Annotated in this window: 23 protein-coding genes; 6 read left to right on the forward strand and 17 right to left on the reverse strand. The window is 56.5% G+C overall.

The features are described 5' to 3' along the window. Position 1: 1 nt before the first annotated feature. From sspA to zapE, 5 genes are all read right to left on the reverse strand, one after another. Entirely contained in the window at positions 2-640 is a 639-nt protein-coding gene (gene sspA / locus HMPREF3142_RS12805; protein ID WP_002918467.1) for a stringent starvation protein SspA, read from the reverse strand. 41 nt (positions 641-681) lie between these two features. Then, a complete protein-coding gene (locus tag HMPREF3142_RS29040; RefSeq protein WP_136047529.1) occupies positions 682-894 on the reverse strand; it encodes a hypothetical protein in 213 nt (70 codons plus the stop codon). A 57-nt stretch (positions 895-951) separates the two neighbouring features. After that, positions 952-1,344, reverse strand: coding sequence for a 30S ribosomal protein S9 (rpsI, locus tag HMPREF3142_RS12810; protein WP_000829815.1), 393 nt, complete (start codon positions 1,342-1,344; stop codon positions 952-954). 15 nt (positions 1,345-1,359) lie between these two features. Then, positions 1,360-1,788 carry a 50S ribosomal protein L13 gene (gene rplM / locus HMPREF3142_RS12815; RefSeq protein ID WP_002918559.1) on the reverse strand — a complete coding sequence of 143 codons (429 nt, stop codon included), beginning with the start codon at positions 1,786-1,788 and terminating at the stop codon, positions 1,360-1,362. A 266-nt stretch (positions 1,789-2,054) separates the two neighbouring features. After that, complete coding sequence (zapE, locus tag HMPREF3142_RS12820) at positions 2,055-3,185, reverse strand: cell division protein ZapE (RefSeq protein WP_070612112.1); 1,131 nt, start codon at positions 3,183-3,185, stop codon at positions 2,055-2,057. Positions 3,186-3,375: 190 nt separating this feature from the next. Between zapE and zapG the strand changes: the two genes are divergently transcribed. From zapG to degS, 3 genes are all read left to right on the forward strand, one after another. Continuing rightward, positions 3,376-3,774 carry a Z-ring associated protein ZapG gene (gene zapG / locus HMPREF3142_RS12825; RefSeq protein WP_070612120.1) on the forward strand — a complete coding sequence of 133 codons (399 nt, stop codon included), beginning with the start codon at positions 3,376-3,378 and terminating at the stop codon, positions 3,772-3,774. Positions 3,775-3,947: 173 nt separating this feature from the next. Continuing rightward, a complete protein-coding gene (gene degQ / locus HMPREF3142_RS12830; RefSeq protein WP_008806666.1) occupies positions 3,948-5,315 on the forward strand; it encodes a serine endoprotease DegQ in 1,368 nt (455 codons plus the stop codon). A gap of 87 nt (positions 5,316-5,402) precedes the next feature. After that, on the forward strand, positions 5,403-6,461 hold the full coding sequence (gene degS, locus HMPREF3142_RS12835; protein ID WP_008806667.1) for an outer membrane-stress sensor serine endopeptidase DegS: 1,059 nt from the start codon (positions 5,403-5,405) through the stop codon (positions 6,459-6,461). A 25-nt stretch (positions 6,462-6,486) separates the two neighbouring features. Here the strand turns inward: degS and HMPREF3142_RS12840 are convergent, their stop codons facing one another. The 10 genes from HMPREF3142_RS12840 to mdh all read right to left on the reverse strand — a co-directional run bounded on the left by HMPREF3142_RS12840 (position 6,487) and on the right by mdh (position 16,127). Then, the gene (locus tag HMPREF3142_RS12840) at positions 6,487-7,197 is read right to left on the reverse strand and encodes a hypothetical protein (protein WP_070612113.1); all 711 of its coding nucleotides are present in this window, start codon (positions 7,195-7,197) and stop codon (positions 6,487-6,489) included. A gap of 59 nt (positions 7,198-7,256) precedes the next feature. Next, positions 7,257-8,558: an oxalacetate decarboxylase subunit beta gene (locus HMPREF3142_RS12845; RefSeq protein WP_004147009.1), complete on the reverse strand. Its 1,302-nt coding sequence runs from the start codon at positions 8,556-8,558 to the stop codon at positions 7,257-7,259. Between the two features lie 15 nt (positions 8,559-8,573). After that, entirely contained in the window at positions 8,574-10,343 is a 1,770-nt protein-coding gene (gene oadA, locus HMPREF3142_RS12850; protein ID WP_070612114.1) for a sodium-extruding oxaloacetate decarboxylase subunit alpha, read from the reverse strand. A 15-nt stretch (positions 10,344-10,358) separates the two neighbouring features. Further along, complete coding sequence (locus tag HMPREF3142_RS12855; protein WP_032736653.1) at positions 10,359-10,604, reverse strand: oxaloacetate decarboxylase subunit gamma; 246 nt, start codon at positions 10,602-10,604, stop codon at positions 10,359-10,361. A 142-nt stretch (positions 10,605-10,746) separates the two neighbouring features. After that, complete coding sequence (gene ttdB / locus HMPREF3142_RS12860) at positions 10,747-11,364, reverse strand: L(+)-tartrate dehydratase subunit beta (protein ID WP_008806673.1); 618 nt, start codon at positions 11,362-11,364, stop codon at positions 10,747-10,749. Further along, positions 11,364-12,263, reverse strand: a complete 900-nt coding sequence (gene ttdA, locus HMPREF3142_RS12865) for a L(+)-tartrate dehydratase subunit alpha (RefSeq protein ID WP_070612115.1) — start codon at positions 12,261-12,263, stop codon at positions 11,364-11,366. The genes ttdB and ttdA overlap by 1 nt, the downstream gene beginning before the upstream one ends. Positions 12,264-12,295: 32 nt before the next feature. Further along, positions 12,296-13,564: an SLC13 family permease gene (locus HMPREF3142_RS12870; protein WP_008806675.1), complete on the reverse strand. Its 1,269-nt coding sequence runs from the start codon at positions 13,562-13,564 to the stop codon at positions 12,296-12,298. 211 nt (positions 13,565-13,775) lie between these two features. Then, complete coding sequence (locus tag HMPREF3142_RS12875; protein ID WP_008806676.1) at positions 13,776-14,441, reverse strand: GntR family transcriptional regulator; 666 nt, start codon at positions 14,439-14,441, stop codon at positions 13,776-13,778. After that, on the reverse strand, positions 14,428-15,057 hold the full coding sequence (locus HMPREF3142_RS12880) for a GntR family transcriptional regulator (RefSeq protein ID WP_008806677.1): 630 nt from the start codon (positions 15,055-15,057) through the stop codon (positions 14,428-14,430). The genes HMPREF3142_RS12875 and HMPREF3142_RS12880 overlap by 14 nt, the downstream gene beginning before the upstream one ends. A gap of 131 nt (positions 15,058-15,188) precedes the next feature. Then, positions 15,189-16,127: a malate dehydrogenase gene (gene mdh, locus HMPREF3142_RS12885; protein WP_008806678.1), complete on the reverse strand. Its 939-nt coding sequence runs from the start codon at positions 16,125-16,127 to the stop codon at positions 15,189-15,191. Between the two features lie 414 nt (positions 16,128-16,541). Between mdh and argR the strand changes: the two genes are divergently transcribed. The 3 genes from argR to yhcN-B all read left to right on the forward strand — a co-directional run bounded on the left by argR (position 16,542) and on the right by yhcN-B (position 18,014). Next, the gene (gene argR / locus HMPREF3142_RS12890; protein ID WP_002918625.1) at positions 16,542-17,012 is read left to right on the forward strand and encodes a transcriptional regulator ArgR; all 471 of its coding nucleotides are present in this window, start codon (positions 16,542-16,544) and stop codon (positions 17,010-17,012) included. 373 nt (positions 17,013-17,385) lie between these two features. Further along, positions 17,386-17,649, forward strand: coding sequence for a peroxide/acid stress response protein YhcN (gene yhcN / locus HMPREF3142_RS12895; protein ID WP_008806679.1), 264 nt, complete (start codon positions 17,386-17,388; stop codon positions 17,647-17,649). Between the two features lie 98 nt (positions 17,650-17,747). After that, positions 17,748-18,014: a DUF1471 family stress response protein YhcN-B gene (gene yhcN-B, locus HMPREF3142_RS12900; protein WP_008806680.1), complete on the forward strand. Its 267-nt coding sequence runs from the start codon at positions 17,748-17,750 to the stop codon at positions 18,012-18,014. 111 nt (positions 18,015-18,125) lie between these two features. On the opposite strand, the gene HMPREF3142_RS12905 is transcribed toward yhcN-B, so the two are convergent. Both HMPREF3142_RS12905 and HMPREF3142_RS12915 read right to left on the reverse strand, forming a co-directional pair. Continuing rightward, positions 18,126-19,148, reverse strand: a complete 1,023-nt coding sequence (locus HMPREF3142_RS12905) for an alpha/beta hydrolase (protein ID WP_064171729.1) — start codon at positions 19,146-19,148, stop codon at positions 18,126-18,128. 254 nt (positions 19,149-19,402) lie between these two features. Continuing rightward, positions 19,403-19,678, reverse strand: coding sequence for a barstar family protein (locus HMPREF3142_RS12915; RefSeq protein WP_012540452.1), 276 nt, complete (start codon positions 19,676-19,678; stop codon positions 19,403-19,405). Between the last annotated feature and the right edge of the window lie 78 nt (positions 19,679-19,756).

The raw sequence follows: 19,756 nt of genomic DNA on the forward strand, positions 1-19,756 counted from the left end.
TTTAGCCCCGACCGAGGCGCATTTCACGCTCGGCTTCAGTTAAAGAAGCGAGGAAGGAATCACGCTCAAATACGCGAGTCATGTAGCCTTTGAGCTCTTTCGCGCCTGCGCCAACCAGTTCCACACCGAGAACCGGCAAACGCCACAGCAGCGGCGCCAGGTAGCAATCCACCAGGCTGAACTCGTCGCTCAGGAAGTAAGGTTTCTGGGTGAAGACCGGCGCGATGGCCAGCAGTTCTTCACGCAGCTGCTTACGCGCAGCATCAGCTTGCGCTGCGGTACCGCTCTGGATGGTGTTCATCAGCGAATACCAGTCCTTCTCGATACGTTGCATATACAGACGGCTTTCTCCACGCGCCACCGGATAAACCGGCATTAACGGCGGATGCGGGAAACGCTCATCCAGATACTCCATAATGATGCGAGATTCCCACAGAGTGAGCTCACGATCCACCAGCGTCGGTACGCTTTGATTCGGGTTGAGGTCAATCAGATCCTGAGGTGGGTTGTCCTTCTCCACGTGCTCTATCTCAAAACTGACACCCTTCTCAGCCAGCACAATGCGGACCTGATGGCTATAGATGTCAGTAGGACCAGAAAACAGCGTCATTACCGAACGTTTGTTGGCAGCGACAGCCATGAAAACCTCCAGGTATATTCAGAATTTTGTACTGCTGCCAGTCACTCATGACCGGCCAGATGTAAAAACCCCAGTAGCGCGATGTCACCTTCGTTCACGAATAAAACAAAAAATGAACAATCACCAGCATTTGGGCAGAAAATTGGATGATAGTTTACCAGATTTTGAAGACGTTGTGGTGAGGGGATTCTGGAAATGCTGAAAAAGTGGCGAAAACCGGCGGCATGATTGTGGATAACAGCCGTTTTATCCATAAAAAAACCCGCCGGAGCGGGTTTTTTCGCAAATTGTTCTGCGTGAGCAGAAGACAATTAACGTTTGGAGAACTGCGGACGACGACGTGCTTTACGCAGACCGACTTTCTTACGTTCAACCTGACGAGCGTCACGAGTAACGAAGCCTGCTTTACGCAGTTCGCCACGCAGGGACTCATCGTACTCCATCAGAGCGCGGGTGATACCGTGACGGATCGCACCAGCCTGACCAGAGATACCACCACCTTTAACAGTGATGTACAGATCCAGTTTCTCAACCATGTCGACCAGTTCCAGCGGCTGACGAACTACCATGCGGGCAGTTTCGCGACCGAAGTACTGTTCCAGAGAACGCTGGTTGATAACGATTTTACCGTTGCCCGGTTTGATGAATACGCGAGCTGCGGAACTTTTGCGGCGACCAGTGCCGTAGTATTGATTTTCAGCCATTGCCTATAATCCCGATTAGATGTCAAGAACTTGCGGTTGCTGTGCCGCGTGGTTGTGCTCGTTACCCGCGTAAACTTTCAGTTTACGGTACATAGCACGACCCAGCGGGCCTTTTGGCAGCATGCCTTTAACCGCGATTTCAATCACACGCTCAGGACGGCGGGCAATCATCTCTTCAAAGGTCGCTTCTTTGATACCACCGATGTGGCCGGTGTGGTGGTAGTACATTTTGTCTTCGCGCTTGTTGCCGGTTACAGCAACTTTTTCTGCGTTCAGAACGATGATGTAATCACCGGTATCAACGTGCGGAGTGTATTCCGCTTTATGCTTACCGCGCAGGCGACGAGCCAGTTCAGTAGCCAGACGGCCCAGAGTTTTACCGGTCGCGTCAACAACATACCAGTCGCGTTTTACGGTTTCTGGTTTAGCTGTAAAAGTTTTCATTAAAAGCTTACCCAAATAATAAGTTACACGTTGGTGAACACCCAAACGTTTAGTCAGTTGAGGTTCACACGACATTGTCCAGCAAACCTACCCCTTCGAATAGCCTATGCCGGCGCATAGAAAGTTTCGGGAAAAAAACCTTCTCGTAACGTGGGGTCGCAAGATTATAGAGAAGTCGGGGTCAAAGATCGACCCCTTTATGAGATTTTTCAGGCAGGCCCCGGGGTGGCCTTCCGGCTCTCAATCCGTCGGGAAAAAGCGCCCTGTCAGGGCATATGCGGACGCTTGAGATACTCTTCGCTCTGCATCTCCTGCAGACGCGACAGACAGCGCTGGAACTCAAACTTCAGCCGCTCTCCCTGATAAATGTCGTACAGCGGCACCGCGGCGCTGACCACCAGCTTCACGTGGCGCTCATAGAACTCATCCACCAGGGCGATAAAGCGCCGCGCTTCGCTCTCCAGCTGCGCGGTCATCACCGGCACGTCGAGCAGCATCACGGTGTGGAACAGACGGGAGAGGGCAATATAGTCATGCTGGCTACGGGCATCCACACACAGCGTGGCGAACGACGCCGCCAGCGTCTGGTTTTCCACGCCAAGCGTGGGCAGCTCGCGGTGATTGATCTCCAGCGTCGGCCCGGCAGCAGCGCGCGGCGCCCCGGCCAGCGCCAGCCACAGTTTATCCATCTGTTCGCGGGTTTCGCTGTTCAGCGGCGACAGCCACAGGTGCGCCTGCGTCAGCGTACGCAGACGATAATCGATGCCGGCATCGACGTTCATAATATCGCAATGCTGCTTGATGGCGTCGATCGCCGGCAGAAAACGGGCCCGTTGCAGGCCATTGCGATAGAGCTCATCCGGCGGAATATTGGAGGTGGCGACCAGGGTGATGCCGCGGGCAAACAGGGCTTTCATCAACCCGCCTAACAGCATGGCATCGGTAATATCAGAGACGAAAAACTCGTCAAAACAGAGCACATCCGTTTCCGCCTTGAAACGGTCGGCGACAATCTCCAGCGGGTCGCTATGTCCCTGCAGGGTGGTCAGCTCTTCGTGTACGCGCAGCATGAAGCGATGGAAATGCAGGCGCTGCTTACGCCCGCCCGGCAGACTCTGGTAAAACAGGTCCATCAGCCAGGTTTTCCCCCGCCCCACGCCGCCCCACATATACAGGCCGCGGACAGGTGCCGCCTCGGCAGCCGGTTCGCGCTTACCCAGCAGTTTGCCGAATTTCGCGCGCAAACCGCCGCCTGACGCGACGGGCGCGGGCTGAGTCTGCAGTTCCTGGTAAATGGTATCAAGGCGGCTCACCGCTTCTTGCTGAACGTCGTCGGGTTGATGGCTGCCCTCTTTCAGGGCTAAAAGGTAACGCGATGTTGGAGACAGGCTTTGCATGATCTAATTGTTATTCCTTGAAAACCGTAATGCCGAAGCTCACGATTGACGAAAAAAAGGCCGTTCTACACTACGCGATGATACGCCAGGATTCCACTTCTGTGGAATTAGCGGTTATAGTGGCACTATCGGGCGCAGGCGGAGAGCCTAAGAGCCACCCTACGGAACCACAAAACAACGGGAGATGTTCATGACCTGGGAATACGCGCTAATTGGGTTAGTCGTCGGTATCATTATTGGTGCCGTCGCCATGCGTTACGGCAACCGCAAACTGCGCCAGCAGCAGGCGCTGCAGTTCGAACTGGAAAAGAATAAAGCCGAGCTTGAAGAATACCGTGAAGAGCTGGTCAGCCACTTCGCGCGCAGCGCCGAGCTGCTGGATAACATGGCTCATGACTATCGTCAGCTGTATCAGCATATGGCGAAAAGTTCTAACAACCTGCTGCCGGACTCTATGGCAGACGCCAACCCGTTCCGCAACCGTCTGGAAGAGTCTGAAGCCAGCAACGATCAGGCGCCGGTCCAGATGCCGCGCGACTACTCTGAAGGCGCATCCGGTTTACTGCGCGGTGGCGCAAAACGCGATTAATTGATCGCGACTGATAAAATATCTCCGGGCGCGCTCACCGCGCCCGCTCCTTCCCCCACTTCCCGGCTACAATTTAAACCAGTACCCACATTGTTACCTGTGCAAAAATTCAATAACATCAGGTTATTCAGGACGTTTTTCCATACACCTCAGGTTACGAGAGCCAGCATCTAATGAAGAAACAGACTTTGCTGTTGAGTGCGTTAGCGTTAAGCATTGGGTTATCGTTGTCGGCCCTGCCTCCGGCAGCAGCATCCTTACCGACTCAGGTGCCCGGCCAGGGCGCGTTACCGAGCCTGGCGCCGATGCTGGAAAAGGTCCTGCCAGCGGTGGTCAGCGTGCAGGTGGAAGGCACCGCCTCGCCGACGCTCAATATGCCGGAAGAGCTGAAGAAATATTTTGGTGATAACGCCCCGCAGGAGCAGGCGCAGCCGTTTGAAGGGCTCGGCTCCGGCGTCATCATCGACGCAGCGAAAGGCTACGTGCTGACCAATAATCACGTCATCAATCAGGCGCAGAAGATCAGCGTCCAGCTGAACGATGGCCGTGAATTTGATGCCAAACTGGTCGGCAGCGATGAACAGAGCGATATCGCTCTGCTGCAGCTGATCAAGCCGGCGAACCTGACGCAAATCGCCATTGCTGACTCCGATAAACTCCGCGTCGGCGACTTCGCCGTCGCCGTCGGCAACCCGTTCGGCCTTGGCCAGACCGCCACCTCCGGCATTATCTCTGCCCTTGGCCGCAGCGGCCTGAACCTGGAAGGGCTGGAGAATTTCATCCAGACCGATGCCTCGATTAACCGCGGTAACTCCGGCGGCGCGCTGTTGAACCTCAACGGCGAGCTTATCGGGATCAACACCGCGATCCTGGCGCCGGGCGGCGGTAGCATCGGTATCGGCTTCGCCATTCCAAGCAACATGGCGAAAACCCTCGCCGACCAGCTCATTCAGTTTGGCGAAATCAAGCGCGGCCTGCTGGGCATTAAAGGCATGGAAATGAGCGCCGATATCGCTAAGGCGATGAATCTCGACGTTCAGCGCGGCGCCTTCGTCAGTGAAGTGTTACCAAACTCCGGTTCCGCCAAAGCAGGGATCAAATCCGGCGACGTCATTGTCAGTCTGAACGGCAAGCCGCTGAACAGTTTTGCCGAACTGCGCTCGCGTATCGCTACAACCGAACCGGGGACCAAGGTCAAACTGGGCCTGCTGCGCGACGGAAAACCGGTCGATGTCGAAGTGACGCTGGATAAGAGCACCTCCTCCACCGCCAGCGCCGAGCTGATTATCCCTGCCCTGCAGGGAGCCTCGTTCAGCGATGGTCAGATGAAGGACGGTACCAAAGGCGTGGTGATCGATAATGTCGATAAAGGCAGCGCCGCCGCCCAGGTCGGCCTGCATAAGGATGACATTATCATTGGCCTTAACCGGGAACGTATTCATTCGATTGCCGAACTGCGCAAAGTGCTTGAAGGCAAACCGCCGGTCATCGCCCTGAATGTGATCCGCGGCAACGAAAGCATCTATCTGCTGCTACGCTGATTGTCTTCCCGGACATCGCCGCCATGTGCGATGTCCGGACAACTCATGCTATGCTGCGTCTGACCATTCATTAACGATATTTGCATCATGCCTGGAAAGTTATTACGTTCGATACTCATCGGTTTGATTGTCGGGGGACTGCTGCTGGCCCTGATGCCATCGCTGCGCCAGTGGCAGCTGACGCCGACCACCCAAAACGATACGGCAGACGACTCCCCTGTGAGCTATAACGCCGCCGTACGCCGCGCGGCGCCCGCCGTGGTGAACGTCTATAACCGCGCCCTGAACAGCACCAGCCATAATCAGCTGACGCTTGGCTCCGGGGTGATCATGGATCAGCGCGGCTATATCCTGACCAACAAGCATGTTATCAATGATGCCGATCAGATCATTGTCGCACTGCAGGACGGCCGCGTCTTCGAAGCGCTGCTGGTCGGATCCGACACCCTGACTGACCTCGCCGTGCTGAAGATCAACGCCACCGGCGGGCTGCCGGTGATCCCGATCAACCCGAAACGCACGCCGCATATTGGCGATGTCGTCCTGGCGATTGGCAATCCCTATAACCTGGGGCAGACCATCACTCAGGGGATCATCAGCGCCACAGGGCGCATTGGCCTCAACCCGACCGGCCGCCAGAACTTCCTGCAGACTGACGCCTCGATTAACCACGGTAACTCGGGTGGGGCGCTGGTGAACTCCCTCGGCGAGCTGATGGGGATTAACACCCTCTCCTTTGACAAGAGCAATGACGGCGAAACGCCGGAAGGCATTGGCTTTGCGATCCCGTTCCAGTTAGCGACCAAAATTATGGATAAGCTGATCCGGGATGGCCGGGTGATCCGCGGCTATATCGGCATTAGCGGCCGGGAGATCGCCCCGCTGCACGCGCAGGGCGGCGGGATCGATCAGATCCAGGGGATCGTGGTTAACGATGTGGCGCCTGATGGCCCCGCAGCACAAGCCGGGATCCGCGCCAACGACGTGATCATCTCCGTGAATGACAAACCTGCAGTTTCTGCACTGGAGACGATGGATCAGGTGGCCGAGATCCGCCCGGGATCGGAAATTCCGGTAGTCATCATGCGTGATGATAAGAAAATTACGCTCCATATCGCCGTTCAGGAATACCCGGCCACCAACTAAACGGCTCCCCGTTTGGGGAGCCTCGTTAATCGCTAAATACCGGACCGGCCGGGAATCTGACCAGAAACCCGGTCACCGCCAGCAGCGATCTCAGCGCGGGCCAGACTATCTGTCGCTCGCGAAGCTCATCATCCAGCGTCAGTAGCGCAAATTCCCCCTTCTCACCCAGCACGCCACCCTGCCAGAGCAGGCGCTGCGCCTGCTGCCGCGCCCAGGGCGACTCACTCTTCCAGGCCAGCAAATGCAGCAGCGCCTGCTGCAGACAGACGCTGTGCGAATGGTTATCCCGCCGCAGCCGCCGGTAGACGGGCAGGGACACGCTGCGCACGGTATAAAATCCACTGCCCGCCTCTTCATCGCCTTCAGGAATAGCGCGGGCGAACTGCCCCGCCACGTCGCACAGCTGGTTGTGCGTCAGCGGAAGTTGCCGGGCGCTGAGCGCCCCGGCCGCCATGCACAGCAGACCGCTGCGCTGCAGCGAGGGCGTCGCAGAGCGCACGACCGCCGCCGGTAAGGCGATCACCGCCCGTGTCGCCTCGTCAGCGTTATGGTCAGCGCCGGCCTCATAACAGCTGGCCAGCAGCGCTTCACCAGGCGTGGCGTTCAGCGGGGGCGAAAGCAGGTTCAGCGCCGGCTGCAGTTGTGCAAGTTCATCGCCTGACGCCAGCATGGCGTCAACCACCGCCTCCCGTGTTGATGTCCGGTTTTCCGGACAGCATGCTATGGCTTCATTCATCACCGTCTCCTTATGAGAAATCTCCGCGGCCGGTATGCCAGCCGCGGGAACAGGCTGGCCTACATCGCCAGCACGTACTTGAGCATCACCCCGGCGGCGATCGCCGAGCCGATCACCCCGGCCACGTTCGGGCCCATGGCGTGCATCAGCAGGAAGTTCTGCCCGTCCGCTTCCAGACCCACTTTGTTCGACACCCGCGCCGCCATCGGCACCGCCGACACCCCCGCCGAGCCGATCAGCGGGTTGATTTTGTGCCGGCTGAACACGTTCATCAGCTTCGCCATCAGCACCCCGGCCGCGGTGCCCACGCAGAAGGCGATCACCCCCAGCACCAGGATCCCCAGCGTCTGCGGCTGCAGGAACTTGTCCGCCACCAGCTTGGCCCCCACCGACAGTCCGAGGAAGATGGTCACGATGTTGATCAGCGCGTTCTGCACCGTATCGCTCAGCCGCTCCACCACGCCGCTCTCGCGCATCAGGTTGCCGAAGCAGAACATCCCCAGCAGCGGCGCGGCGTCCGGCAGCAGGAGCGCCACCAGCAGTAACAGCACCGCCGGGAAGAGGATCTTCTCCCGCTTACTCACCGTGCGCAGCTGCACCATGCGGATCTTCCGCTCCTTATCCGTGGTCAGCGCCTTCATGATCGGCGGCTGGATCAGCGGCACCAGCGCCATGTAGGAGTAGGCCGCCACCGCGATGGCCCCCAGCAGCTCCGGCGCCAGCTTGCCCGACAGGTAAATCGCCGTCGGGCCGTCGGCGCCGCCGATAATCCCGATGGCCGCCGCCTGCGGCAGGGTGAAGCTGATGATGCCGAAGTAGTTCAGCGTCAGCGCTCCGAGGACGGTGGCGAAGATACCGAACTGCGCCGCCGCCCCCAGCAGCAGGGTGCGCGGGTTGGCCAGCAGCGGGCCGAAATCGGTCATCGCCCCGACGCCCATAAAGATGACCAGCGGCGCGATGCCCGAGCCGATGGCCACCTTATAGAAGATGGCCAGCACCCCGGCGGAGTAGCCCATGTCCACCGCGAGGCTCTCCATCTGCCCCTGCACCGACGGCAGGGCCAGCGCCAGTGCCTCTTTGATGGCGTGGACGTCCGGCGCGCAGTGGAGCTTCGCGGCAATCACCGCCAGCTGCGCCGGGTCGTGGTGGGCCAGCAGGCTCTCCAGGGCGGTGAGCGCCAGCCCGGCCTCCGGGATGTTCGACAGCAGGCCGCCGAAGCCAATCGGCAGCAGCAGTAACGGCTCAAACTTCTTCGCAATCGCCAGCCACAGCAGCAGCAGGCTGACCAGCAGCATCACCGCCTGGCCAGCCCCCAGGTGCATCAGCCCCATGCCCTGAATCAGGGCGTTCAGACTTTCCATTTCCGCTCCTCGTCCTTACGCCAGCTGCAGCAGAGTGTCGCCGACCGCCACCGCGTCGCCGGCTTTCACCGCGATGCCGCGCACGGTCCCGGCCTGCGCGGCGCGGATTTCGGTCTCCATCTTCATGGCTTCCAGAATCAGCAGCACCTCGCCTTCGGACACCGTCTGGCCTTCCGCGGCCAGCACCTTCCAGATAGTGCCCGCCAGCGGGGCGGTCACCGGGGTGCCGGCGCCGGCCGGAGCCGGGGCGGCAGCAGGCGCAGCGGCCACCGGCGCGGCGCTGAGCTGGCTGACGTCGCCGCCGTCGCTGACTTTGACCACAAAGGCTTTGCCTTCCACCTCCACGGTGTAGATACCGGAGGCGGCTGGTTTTTCTGCTTTTGCCAGCGGCTGCGCGGCTTCCGCCTGCGGTACCGGCTCAAAGGCTGCCGGGTTGTGGCGGTTTTCGAGGAACTTCAGGCCGGGCTGCGGGAACAGGGCCACGGTGAGCACGTCGTCGATGGCGTTTTCGGCAAGGGTGATGCCTTTCTCCTGCGCCTGGCGTCTGACGTCGGCTTCCAGCTGCGCCAGCTCCGGCTTCAGCAGGTCGGCCGGGCGGCAGGTCACCGGGTCAGCGCCGTCAAGCACCCGCGCCTGCAGGGCGGCGTTCACCGGCGCCGGGGTGCGGCCGTACTCACCCTTCAGGATACCGGCGGTCTCCTTCGCGATGGTTTTGTAGCGCTCGCCGGTCAGGACGTTGAGCACCGCCTGGGTGCCGACAATCTGCGAGGTCGGGGTGACCAGCGGGATGAAGCCGAGGTCCTCGCGCACGCGGGGGATTTCCGCCAGCACCAGGTCGAGTTTGTCCGCGGCATTCTGCTGCTTCAGCTGGCTTTCGAGGTTGGTGAGCATCCCGCCCGGGACCTGGGCGACGAGGATACGGCTGTCGGTGCCCTTCAGCTGGCCTTCGAAGGCGTGGTACTTCTTACGCACCTCGCGGAAGTACGCGGCGATGCTCTCCAGCTTGTGGATATCCAGCCCGGTGTCATATTGCGTGCCGGCGAGGGTGGCGACCAGCGCCTCGGTGGCCGGGTGGCCGTAGGTGGCGCTCATGGACGAAATCGCCGTATCCACGCCGTCGACCCCGGCTTCAATGGCCTTCAGCAGGGCCATCTCCGCCATCCCGGTGGTGGCATGACAGTGCAGGTGCAGGGTGACGTCGTAGCGTTTTTTGATTTCGCTGACCAGCTCAAAGGCGGCATGCGGCGTCAGAATGCCGGACATGTCCTTGATGGCGACGGAGTCGACGCCGGTCTCCAGCAGCTGTTCGGTGAGGTCGAGCCAGGTCTGCAGGGTGTGCGCCGGGCTGGTGGTGTACGAAAGCGTGCCCTGGGCGTGGGCGCCGTGGCGGCGGACCGCCTGCAGGGCGGCCTGCATGTTGCGCGGGTCGTTCATGGCGTCGAAGACGCGGAAGACGTCCATGCCGTTTTTGACGGCGCGCTCCACGAAGCGCTCCACCACGTCGTCGGCGTAGTGGCGGTAGCCGAGCAGGTTCTGGCCGCGGAGCAGCATCTGCAGCGGGGTCTTCGGCATCGCCTTTTTCAGCTCGCGCAGGCGGACCCACGGGTCCTCGCCGAGGAAGCGGATGCAGGCGTCAAAGGTGGCGCCGCCCCAGCACTCAAGGGAGCGGTAGCCGACGTCATCCAGCTGAGCGGCGACGGGGAGCATATCGTCGAGACGCAGACGGGTGGCGAACAGGGACTGGTGGGCGTCGCGCAGGACGACATCGGTAATGGCAACGGTCATAAATTCCTCCGTGAATTAAGGGTGAAGACGGCGATGGTGGTGAATGGCGGCGACAATCGCCGGCTTTAAGCGGGCGAAGTCGTCGGCGGGCGCGGCCGGGGCCGGTTTGGGGGCGGCAGGCGGCTCGGGAAACAGGCGGTTGACGGCGAGGGACATTCCCCGGATGGCGAAAATGAGCAGCAGCAGGAACACCAGCACAAAGCCCATGCCGAGAAACATCAGGGTGAAGCCTTCGCCTAACAGGACGGCATTGTCAGTCATAAAATAGCCTTTGGGAGGGGGCGCAATAATGGCTAACAGCAGACCGCGTTAGCCGAGTGGATTTCCCCGGACCGCCTGGTCAGAAGCCTCTGTTTAGCAGTCAGCTGCCGCTGCCATTACTGCGCTATATATTCAATCGGGGTTATTTAATGAAGCTCACATGTTTGCAGATTTCATCGGCGACAATGTCTTTGCGCTGATTAAAGATCACTTTATTCTGCTCAAACAGGTTATTGCCGTGGGTATCGATTGAGACAATTAACGGCCCGAACTCTTTCACCCGACATACCCATAAGGTTTCCGGCATCCCTAAATCACGCCACTGCGCATCTTCGATTTCTTCCACGCAGACCGCGGCGACGACCGCGCAGCCGGCCGGGAACACGCAGTGCAAGGCTTTATGCTCGGCGCAACCCTCTTCGGTTCCCTTCCCCATACCGCCTTTACCAACGATTAATTTCACGCCAGTCCTGGCAATAAACTCTTTTTCAAATTTCTCCATGCGCATACTGGTGGTCGGCCCAACGGAGACCATTTCAAATTTATCTTCCGAACCTTTAATCGGTCGCACAATCGGCCCGGCATGCAATATCGCGCCACCGGCAACATTGACCGGTAATTCACGCCCGCCCTCAATTAAGCGACGATGAGCCACATCGCGACAGGTCACAATATGGCCGTTGAGATAAATGATATCGCCCGCTTTAATATCAGCTAAATCTTCATCTTTAATGGGCGTAGTGAGTATTTTTTTAGCCATCAGAATGCCACTCCTGTGTGAGACGTAATGGTGTAGTTCAGGTCTTTATAGAAAACGATATGTCCTTTGCGGTGCGACCAGCAGCCGACGTTGACCGCCACGCCAATGGTGGAAGGATGGCGTGCGGTATTTTCGATATTGACGCCCATCACGGAGGTATTGCCGGACATCCCCTGCGGGCCCAGACCGATTTTGTTGATGCCGTCTTCGAGCATTTTTTCCAGCGATGCCGCCCGTTCGTTATCATTGTGCGAGCCAATCGGGCGCATCAGCGCTTTCTTCGACAGCAGCGCCGCGGTTTCCACCGACGTTGCCACCCCAACGCCAACCAGCAATGGCGGACAGGCGTTCAGGCCATAGCTGGTCATCACATCCAGCACAAAGCGGGTCACCCCTTCATAGCCAGCGCCAGGCATTAACACCATCGCTTTACCCGGCAGCGAGCAGCCGCCGCCAGCCATATAGGTGTAGATGCTGCACTGATCGGAATTGGGAACGATCTCCCAGAAGACCGTCGGCGTACCTTTACCGACGTTTTTACCGGTGTTGTATTCATCAAAGGTCTCGACGCTGTTATGACGCAGCGGGGATTCGACGGTGGCTTTGATCACCGATTCGCGCAGCAGCGCTTCCAGTTCGCCGATCAGCGGAAAGTTGGCGCCGCACTCCACCAGAAACTGGATCACGCCGGTATCCTGGCAGGAGGGACGATCCAGCTCTTTCGCCAGACGCTGGTTTTCAATCATGGTGGTAAAGATGACGTCCGCCAGCTGGCTGGTCTCTTTCTTATGCAACTCTTTTAGTTTTGCCGTGACGTCATCAGGCAATACTTTGCCGGTATATCCCACAAATCTGGCCATGATGTCGGTCATGCGGGATATCTGTTCGCTTTTGCTCATAAAGGCTCCTTAGTCAGAACAGCGTCCGTAAGTTACGGATGAAAAGGGAAAAGGATTGGCAGCAGGATCAGGCTGACAATGGTGGAAACGATAATCAGAGGGATGCCGGATTTGGCGTAATCGACGAACTTATAGCCCCCGGCCGACAGCACCATCATATTGGCGGGCATCCCGATCGGCGTCGCATAGGCGCAGGAGCTGCCAATCACCGTCGCCATCAGCACCGCACGCGGATCGGCGCCCATACCGGCGGCAATCGACAGGCTCACCGGCACCAACAGCGCGACGGTGGCGGTATTGGACATAAAGTTGGTCATCACCACGGAGAGGGCAAAGACCACCACCAGCAGCATGAACGGCGAGGAGTTGTTGCCCAGTAGACCGATAACCTGGTCAGCCACCAGCTTGCCCGCCCCGGTCATTTCCAGCGCCTTTGCCAGCGCCAGGGTGCCGCCGAAGATAAAAATAGTCTGTGAATCAATGGCCTTGTAAGCTTGCTTTTCCGTCAGCACCCCGGTAACCACCAGCACCAGGGCACCGATACAGCCGGCCACCGCCAGGCTAATGCCGGTCTGTTTTTCGAAAATCATGCCGAGGATCGTGGCGATCAACACCACCAGGGACAGGATCTGCTTCCAGCGTGGAACGTGGCTGTAATCCCGCTGTTCGCCGACGCTGCCCACTTCCCCGCTGTTTGGATTATTGGGCAGAAACTTATAGCCAATGGTCAGGAAATAGAGGATGCCGCAGACCAGCATCGGTAGACCCACTTTCGCATACTCAAAGAAACCGAAGCCGCTACCGATATTTTGCAGAGCCGATTGCGCAATCAGGTTGCCCGGCGCGCCAATCAGCGACAGGTTGCCGCCCAGCGCGGCAGCAAACACCAGCGGCATCAGCAAACGCGAGCGGGAAAACCCCGATTTGGCGGCTACGCCAATGACGACCGGGATCAATACGGCTGCTGTACCGGTATTGGAGAGAAAACCTGACATCACGCCAACCACCACCATAATGGTGAAGATCAGCTGCTTCTCCGTTTTGGCGAAGTGAGTGATCACCCCCCCGACTTTATTGGCCATCCCGGTTTCAAATAACGCCCCGCCGACGACGAACATGGCGACAAAAAGAATGACATTGCTGTCGATAAAACCGGCAAAGGCCTGCTTCAGATCCAATACGCCAGTGACCACTAACGCCACACAAACCACCATGGAAGTCACTGCCAGCGGCACTTTCTCCCAGACGAACATGACGATAGCGAACACCAGCAAACATAGGGTGATGGTAATCGGTTCCATACTTATAATTCTTCCTATCAATGATATATGATATTGTATCCAATATTGACGAGTGAGAAATTATTCCCATGCAAAAAGTAAGTCAATGCGTTTTTGTGGAATGATCGCGCAATGAGATCTACATCAAGATCCTGCGCAGATCGTCACGTTGAGGAATTAATAACGTTGATAAATATAACAAACGCCAGCTATTCGCTGGCGATCGATCCGGTCAGGGAGCAGGATCGGGCAGGTAACGCGTGAGCATATTCTCCATCGAGCGGATGATATGCTCATGCATTCGCTGACGGGCCAGCGCTTCGTTATGCTGCTCAAGCGCTTGTAAGATCGCTTTATGTTCACGGAGGGAAATGACGGCGTACTCTTCTTCGGTCACCTTGTGCCCCATCGACAGTCCGTTCCACATGTTGCAGAGCAGCATCTTCATTTTTTCATTTCCCGCCGCGTTCCAGATCTCCATGTGGAAGGCCTGGTTCAGGTCGGAATATTCAGCAGAATTATTGTCTGCCAGCGCCTTCTCTGCGGCATAGTGAACCTGAGCGATGCGTGAAATATCGGTCCCTGGACGAGAAGCTTTCGCCACCGCTTCACTTTCCAGTACAGCGCGAATTTCGTAATGCTCGCGGATAGTCTGCTCATTAATCCCCAGCACCACCGCACCTTTATTCGGCCGCACTTGAATCAGACCATCGGCGGCTAAAATCTGAAACGCTTCACGTACCGGCATGCTGGAAACGCCAACCATTTTGGCAATCCCTTCAAGGGTAATTTCCTGCCCTTCCACTAAATCCCGCGAAAGGATCGCTTTACGCAAAACCGCCGCCACCTGCTCCTTCGCGGAAAGAAGCTTAATTTTCCCTAATTTAGGCTTCTGCACTTTCCCAATCCTTCATATGTTGACGCATTATCTCCGCAAGCATAAGGAAATAACGCTGTGTTGCCTGAGCAATTTTTTCGCCTTCGCCATGGCCAATGGCGCTCGCCAGTTCGTTCAGGATCTGCGCCGACTCCTGGCCATCCTCTTTCAGGTACAGAATGACATAGGAAATATAACCGTCCAAAAATTGCTGATACGCCTTTGCCAGATAGCGGTTATCAAGATAGGAAATCAGCAACTGATGAAACGCCAGTTCACCGGCATTATCGCCAGCACGCGCCAGCTCCTGCGCGCGCGCGCGAAGTAATTCCCCCTGATTTGCCGGCACGAGGGCAAACAGTTCCGCAGCCATCACCGCGATAACGCGAAAAATATGGCTCACATCCTCGACGGCCAGCGTGGAGACCTGCATATGTCGGTTAGGCAAGCGCACCAGAAATCCTTCCTGTTCAAGGGACTGTAGCGCTTCCCTAACCGGCATACGTGAAAGTCCCAATTGTTCCGCGATGTTCTCCTGAGTCAGTTCCTCCCCGGGTTTCATGGCGCCGGAGAGGATCTGATAACGAATCATCTGCGCGATTTGGTCCCGGGTCTGTTTTCTTTCGATCTTTTTCACGCTGTCCTCATGGCTGGTGGCTTAAAACGCGGGGGATTTTAGCAGATTTGCCCGACCGCTGGCGCATGGAGGCGAAAAGTGAGGCAATAAAAAGCCGGAACAACGGTTCCGGCTTTTTTGCACGTGCGAGGTTACTTGTTGACGAAGTCTTCGCCGAGCGCGATATCTTTCTTCAGGGTGTCCAGCATGCCTTCCAGCGCCTGCTGCTCAAAGGCGCTGAGTTTGCCGATAGACTGTCGCTCTTCCACGCCGTTTTTCCCCAGCAGCAGCGGCTGGGAGAAGAAACGCGCATAGTGGCCGTCGCCTTCCACGTAGGCGCACTCCACCACACCTTTCTCTCCCTGCATCGCGCGAACCAGAGAGAGACCAAAGCGCGCAGCCGCCTGACCCATCGACAACGTCGCCGACCCACCGCCCGCTTTCGCTTCCACGACTTCGGTACCGGCATTTTGAATGCGTTTAGTCAGATCGGCCACTTCCTGATCGCTGAAGCTGACGCCCGGGATCTGCGACAATAATGGCAGAATGGTGACGCCGGAGTGACCACCAATGACCGGGACTTCCACCTCGGTTGCCGATTTACCTTTCAGCTCAGCGACAAAGGTATTGGAGCGGATAATGTCCAGCGTGGTGACGCCGAACAGCTTGTTTTTATCGTACACGCCGGCTTTTTTCAGCACTTCGGCGGCGATAGCCACGGTGGTATTCACCGGGTTGGTGATAACACCGATGCAGGCCTGTGGGCAGGTTTTGGCAATCTGCTGCACCAGGTTCTTAACGATGCCTGCGTTCACATTAAACAGGTCGGAACGATCCATGCCGGGCTTACGCGCTACGCCCGCGGAGATCAGCACCACATCAGCGCCTTCCAGCGCCGGGGTAGCATCTTCACCGGAAAATCCTTTAATTTTTACATCTGTGGGGATATGACTTAGATCTACCGCCACGCCCGGCGTAACCGGAGCGATGTCGTACAACGAGAGCTCTGAACCTGAAGGCAGTTGGGTCTTAAGTAGTAGGGCAAGCGCCTGGCCGATACCACCGGCGGCGCCAAGGACTGCAACTTTCATCCTAAACTCCTTATTATGGTTAATTTAGTCTTTCGTTATTCCGTCGCCTGGACCTTAATTCACAAGATGAACAATTACAATGATTATGGCTGAAGAATGCATTATTGTGCGTAGCAATAGAACAGCGGCGCACTTTATGCTTCCTGACTGACCATCCAGCAAAGCGAAGTACCGGATCGACTGTTGGTTACAATACACCCAGCCAGTTGCGCAAAACAACACCAACTCAATAACATTTCATTTACTTTTACATGGCTTTAAGCGTTGTGATGTGAACATGTTCCTTATATGGTTTTTTTGCTAAAATATGCCCCCTTCATAACATTATTGACCTATCCCGTTGCGGATTATTTGCATAAAAATTCACGGTTATGCATAATGATGTTGTTTTTACCACCATAATCTGGGTGACTTATGCGAAGTTCGGCAAAACAAGAAGAACTGGTTAAAGCGTTTAAAGCGCTGCTTAAAGAAGAAAAATTCAGCTCGCAGGGTGAGATCGTCCAGGCGCTGCAGGAAGAAGGCTTCGAGAATATCAACCAATCGAAGGTCTCCCGCATGCTCACCAAATTTGGCGCGGTTCGTACCCGTAACGCCAAAATGGAAATGGTCTATTGCCTGCCTGCTGAGCTTGGCGTGCCGACCACCTCCAGCCCGCTGAAAAATCTGGTGCTGGATATCGACTATAACGATGCCGTCGTGGTGATTCACACCAGCCCCGGCGCGGCGCAGCTGATTGCCCGTCTTCTCGACTCGCTGGGCAAGGCGGAAGGTATTCTCGGCAGCATCGCCGGGGATGACACCATCTTCACCACCCCTGCGCGCGGCTTTACGGTGAAAGATCTGCACGACGCCATCCTGGTCCTGTTCGAACAGGAACTCTGAGTATTCCCCTCTGGCAATCGTCAGAGGGCGACTCCCCTTTCTTTCTCTCTCACGCCCCTCAATCCAACAATTATTTAACATTTTGTGTGATTTAACGCGTCTATACGTTCTTTTACTTAAGGGAAACGCCTAAAACGCACAAAAGATCAAATTCGCATACCTTTATGATTTTATTAGAAATAAATCTTATCACTGCGGATAAGTTGTCATTTTTAATTCTTATAGGTTATAAAAAGCGCAATTCATTGTAACTATTAACGCGCAAAACAATTAGCATGGTATTAATATTTTTGGTGATTAGTGTATACTTGGTTTTGTGATGAGGGTCACGAAACAAAGACCCTCAACAAAAAGATTCGACGAGGTGAACATCATGAAAATCAAAACCACTGTAGCAGCACTCAGCATCCTGTCCGTCGTGTCGTTTGGCGCTTTTGCCGCTGACGTTATCAACAGCGAGCAAGCCCAGGGCCGCGAGGCCATCGGCACAGTTTCCGTCGGCGCGGTAGCCTCTTCCCCGATGGATATGCATGAAATGCTGAACAAGAAAGCGCAGGAAGAAGGGGCTTCTTCTTATCGCATTATCGAAGCCCGCACTGGCGACCACTGGCATGCCACCGCTGAGCTTTATAAATAAGTTGTAGTTCGTCAACGACTAACCCGACACAGATTCTCTACCGCGGCCTGGGCGCATACATCCCCCGCCGCGGCAAAACAAAGACTGGAGTAAAGATTATGAAACGCGCAATGATCATCGCATCCCTTGGCCTGGCTTCCGTTCTCTCTTTCGGCGCAAGCGCGGCCGTTCAGCAAGTTAACGCTGAACAAGCACAAAACCTGCAGTCCATGGGCACCATCTCCGTATCCCAGGTAGGTAGTGCGCCAATGGACATGCGTCAGGAGCTGGCCGCTAAAGCCGAGAAAGAAGGCGCCAGCAGCTACCGTATTATTGAAGCACGTACCGGCGATAGCTGGCACGCCACCGCTGAGCTGTACAAATAAACCCTCGTCGTCTTATTTCGACGACTTGCCCCCGCCTGCCGGGGGCTTTTTTTTGGTTCATCGCCAGACCCGTCCGAACAATGCGTTCCGCTTCCATAACGGAACAGCGATTTACAGATTGGCGTCCTTATCTTTCGTCCCGTTGGCAGTGTGAACCGGCGCGCCGAGCGTCGCTTTAAACCAGTTGACCACGCGATCGATAACCGGCTTCTGATACCAGCTATCGTCGCCATGTTCAGCGCCTTCGACCAGTACATAGTCTGCCTTATTACCTTCCGCTTTTAATGCCTTATATAACTGCGCGCTTTGGACAGGTGAAACCAGGGTGTCAGCGCTGCCATGCATAATCAACATTGGCGGTTCGTTACGAGAGATATGCCCCATCGGGCTGGCATTGAGCGCTTTTTGCCGGTCACTGCCGATAGCCGCGCCAGGCCAGTCGCGAAAAGCGCTGCCATGGACCAGGAGCGCCTCCGTCACGGCCGGCGAGGCGTGCACGTGCTGAACCTCTGGTGGGAAGCCTTCACCAATATTCAATAGATTAGAGATGCCATATAGCGTCGCTGCGGCCTGGACATCGGAAGACTGGTCGAGAAAATCGCCCTGCTCCCAGGCTTTCTCGCCGTGCGTCAGCGCCATCATCTGCGCCATATAGCCGCCAGCAGAATCGCCCAACACGCCGATACGTTTAGGATCAATGCCATATTCCGCCGCGTGGGCGCGCAAGTAGCGGATAGCCGCTTTACCATCGACAACCGGCGCCGGAAACGTGTCTGGTACCGTGCGGTATTCCGCCGCTGCGACGACAAATCCGGCTTCCGCCAGCGCCATGCGCATTTCGATAAATTTATCCCATGCCGCGCTGGTAAAGCCGCCACCAGGGAAGTAGACAATGGCGGGCTTTAGATCGTGATTGCGCGGCACCAGCAAAGACATATGCATCTGACGCACAGAGACCGCGTTTTTAACCTGGCCATAAACCACGCCATTGAATGTGTCGATACGGCCACGAGTCTGGTCCACGTGAATAACCTGCGCACCATCAACATAACCAGGGAGTTCCGCAGCGTAGGCTGTCGCAGACATGGTGCCCAGCATCAGGCCGCTGGTGAATAACAAAGGAAGGGTTTTCATGGTATTCAGTCCTGGAGAATACCTGCCAATAGCAGGTCAAATACAAAATGCGATCGCGTTTCAGGCAGTGTATCCCCGAAAAATCACCATGAATAATGCGCTTTTTGTATTAAATTCATCTACTTTTTTGATGAAAACAGCCATTTATCGCTCAACACTGGTCACGAACGACAGCACAATGTTAGTGGCCGGCAGGATACAGATGACGTCATCCTGAAAATCAAAGCCGTGTTTCTCGGTTTAAAAGATGAACGTTAGCTATGCCGGGCGTTAAAGCGCAACTCCCCCTCCAGCTCCTCTTCTGCTTCATCAAATAATAAAATCAGCGCGCCGAAGCGCCGACGCTGCTTGTCGTTTAAATGAATAAACTCAATATCCAGCGGCAATGGCAGCAGCCCACCAGTCACCGCGTCCCACAGTGAATCGAGGTTGTTGACCTTATCCTGAGCCAGCTCAAAGGTTCGGGAAAACTCCCGGTAGAAATCCTGTTGTTCGGCGATTTCGTCAAAATCAAACGTATAGGTGGTCATGGCAGCCCCTCCCGCTTCTCTTCCTGTCGCCGTTAAGTATAGCGATAAAAAAACCGACGCCTGGGCGTCGGTTTAGGG

Source organism: Klebsiella sp. HMSC16C06 (assembly GCF_001808325.1).
GTDB classification, from domain to species: domain Bacteria; phylum Pseudomonadota; class Gammaproteobacteria; order Enterobacterales; family Enterobacteriaceae; genus Klebsiella; species Klebsiella variicola.

What these genes read in the sequence shown, in the direction of transcription:
- HMPREF3142_RS12870 (WP_008806675.1), bottom strand. Translation starts at nt 13,564, where the DNA reads ATGGAACCGATTACCATCACCCTATGTTTGCTGGTGTTCGCTATCGTC.
- sspA (WP_002918467.1), bottom strand. Translation starts at nt 640, where the DNA reads ATGGCTGTCGCTGCCAACAAACGTTCGGTAATGACGCTGTTTTCTGGT.
- HMPREF3142_RS12915 (WP_012540452.1), bottom strand. Translation starts at nt 19,678, where the DNA reads ATGACCACCTATACGTTTGATTTTGACGAAATCGCCGAACAACAGGAT.
- HMPREF3142_RS12840 (WP_070612113.1), bottom strand. Translation starts at nt 7,197, where the DNA reads ATGAATGAAGCCATAGCATGCTGTCCGGAAAACCGGACATCAACACGG.
- HMPREF3142_RS12845 (WP_004147009.1), bottom strand. Translation starts at nt 8,558, where the DNA reads ATGGAAAGTCTGAACGCCCTGATTCAGGGCATGGGGCTGATGCACCTG.
- HMPREF3142_RS29040 (WP_136047529.1), bottom strand. Translation starts at nt 894, where the DNA reads ATGGATAAAACGGCTGTTATCCACAATCATGCCGCCGGTTTTCGCCAC.
- ttdA (WP_070612115.1), bottom strand. Translation starts at nt 12,263, where the DNA reads ATGAGCAAAAGCGAACAGATATCCCGCATGACCGACATCATGGCCAGA.
- ttdB (WP_008806673.1), bottom strand. Translation starts at nt 11,364, where the DNA reads ATGGCTAAAAAAATACTCACTACGCCCATTAAAGATGAAGATTTAGCT.
- HMPREF3142_RS12855 (WP_032736653.1), bottom strand. Translation starts at nt 10,604, where the DNA reads ATGACTGACAATGCCGTCCTGTTAGGCGAAGGCTTCACCCTGATGTTT.
- degQ (WP_008806666.1), top strand. Translation starts at nt 3,948, where the DNA reads ATGAAGAAACAGACTTTGCTGTTGAGTGCGTTAGCGTTAAGCATTGGG.
- mdh (WP_008806678.1), bottom strand. Translation starts at nt 16,127, where the DNA reads ATGAAAGTTGCAGTCCTTGGCGCCGCCGGTGGTATCGGCCAGGCGCTT.
- zapG (WP_070612120.1), top strand. Translation starts at nt 3,376, where the DNA reads ATGACCTGGGAATACGCGCTAATTGGGTTAGTCGTCGGTATCATTATT.
- rpsI (WP_000829815.1), bottom strand. Translation starts at nt 1,344, where the DNA reads ATGGCTGAAAATCAATACTACGGCACTGGTCGCCGCAAAAGTTCCGCA.
- yhcN (WP_008806679.1), top strand. Translation starts at nt 17,386, where the DNA reads ATGAAAATCAAAACCACTGTAGCAGCACTCAGCATCCTGTCCGTCGTG.
- argR (WP_002918625.1), top strand. Translation starts at nt 16,542, where the DNA reads ATGCGAAGTTCGGCAAAACAAGAAGAACTGGTTAAAGCGTTTAAAGCG.
- yhcN-B (WP_008806680.1), top strand. Translation starts at nt 17,748, where the DNA reads ATGAAACGCGCAATGATCATCGCATCCCTTGGCCTGGCTTCCGTTCTC.
- rplM (WP_002918559.1), bottom strand. Translation starts at nt 1,788, where the DNA reads ATGAAAACTTTTACAGCTAAACCAGAAACCGTAAAACGCGACTGGTAT.
- oadA (WP_070612114.1), bottom strand. Translation starts at nt 10,343, where the DNA reads ATGACCGTTGCCATTACCGATGTCGTCCTGCGCGACGCCCACCAGTCC.
- HMPREF3142_RS12905 (WP_064171729.1), bottom strand. Translation starts at nt 19,148, where the DNA reads ATGAAAACCCTTCCTTTGTTATTCACCAGCGGCCTGATGCTGGGCACC.
- zapE (WP_070612112.1), bottom strand. Translation starts at nt 3,185, where the DNA reads ATGCAAAGCCTGTCTCCAACATCGCGTTACCTTTTAGCCCTGAAAGAG.
- degS (WP_008806667.1), top strand. Translation starts at nt 5,403, where the DNA reads ATGCCTGGAAAGTTATTACGTTCGATACTCATCGGTTTGATTGTCGGG.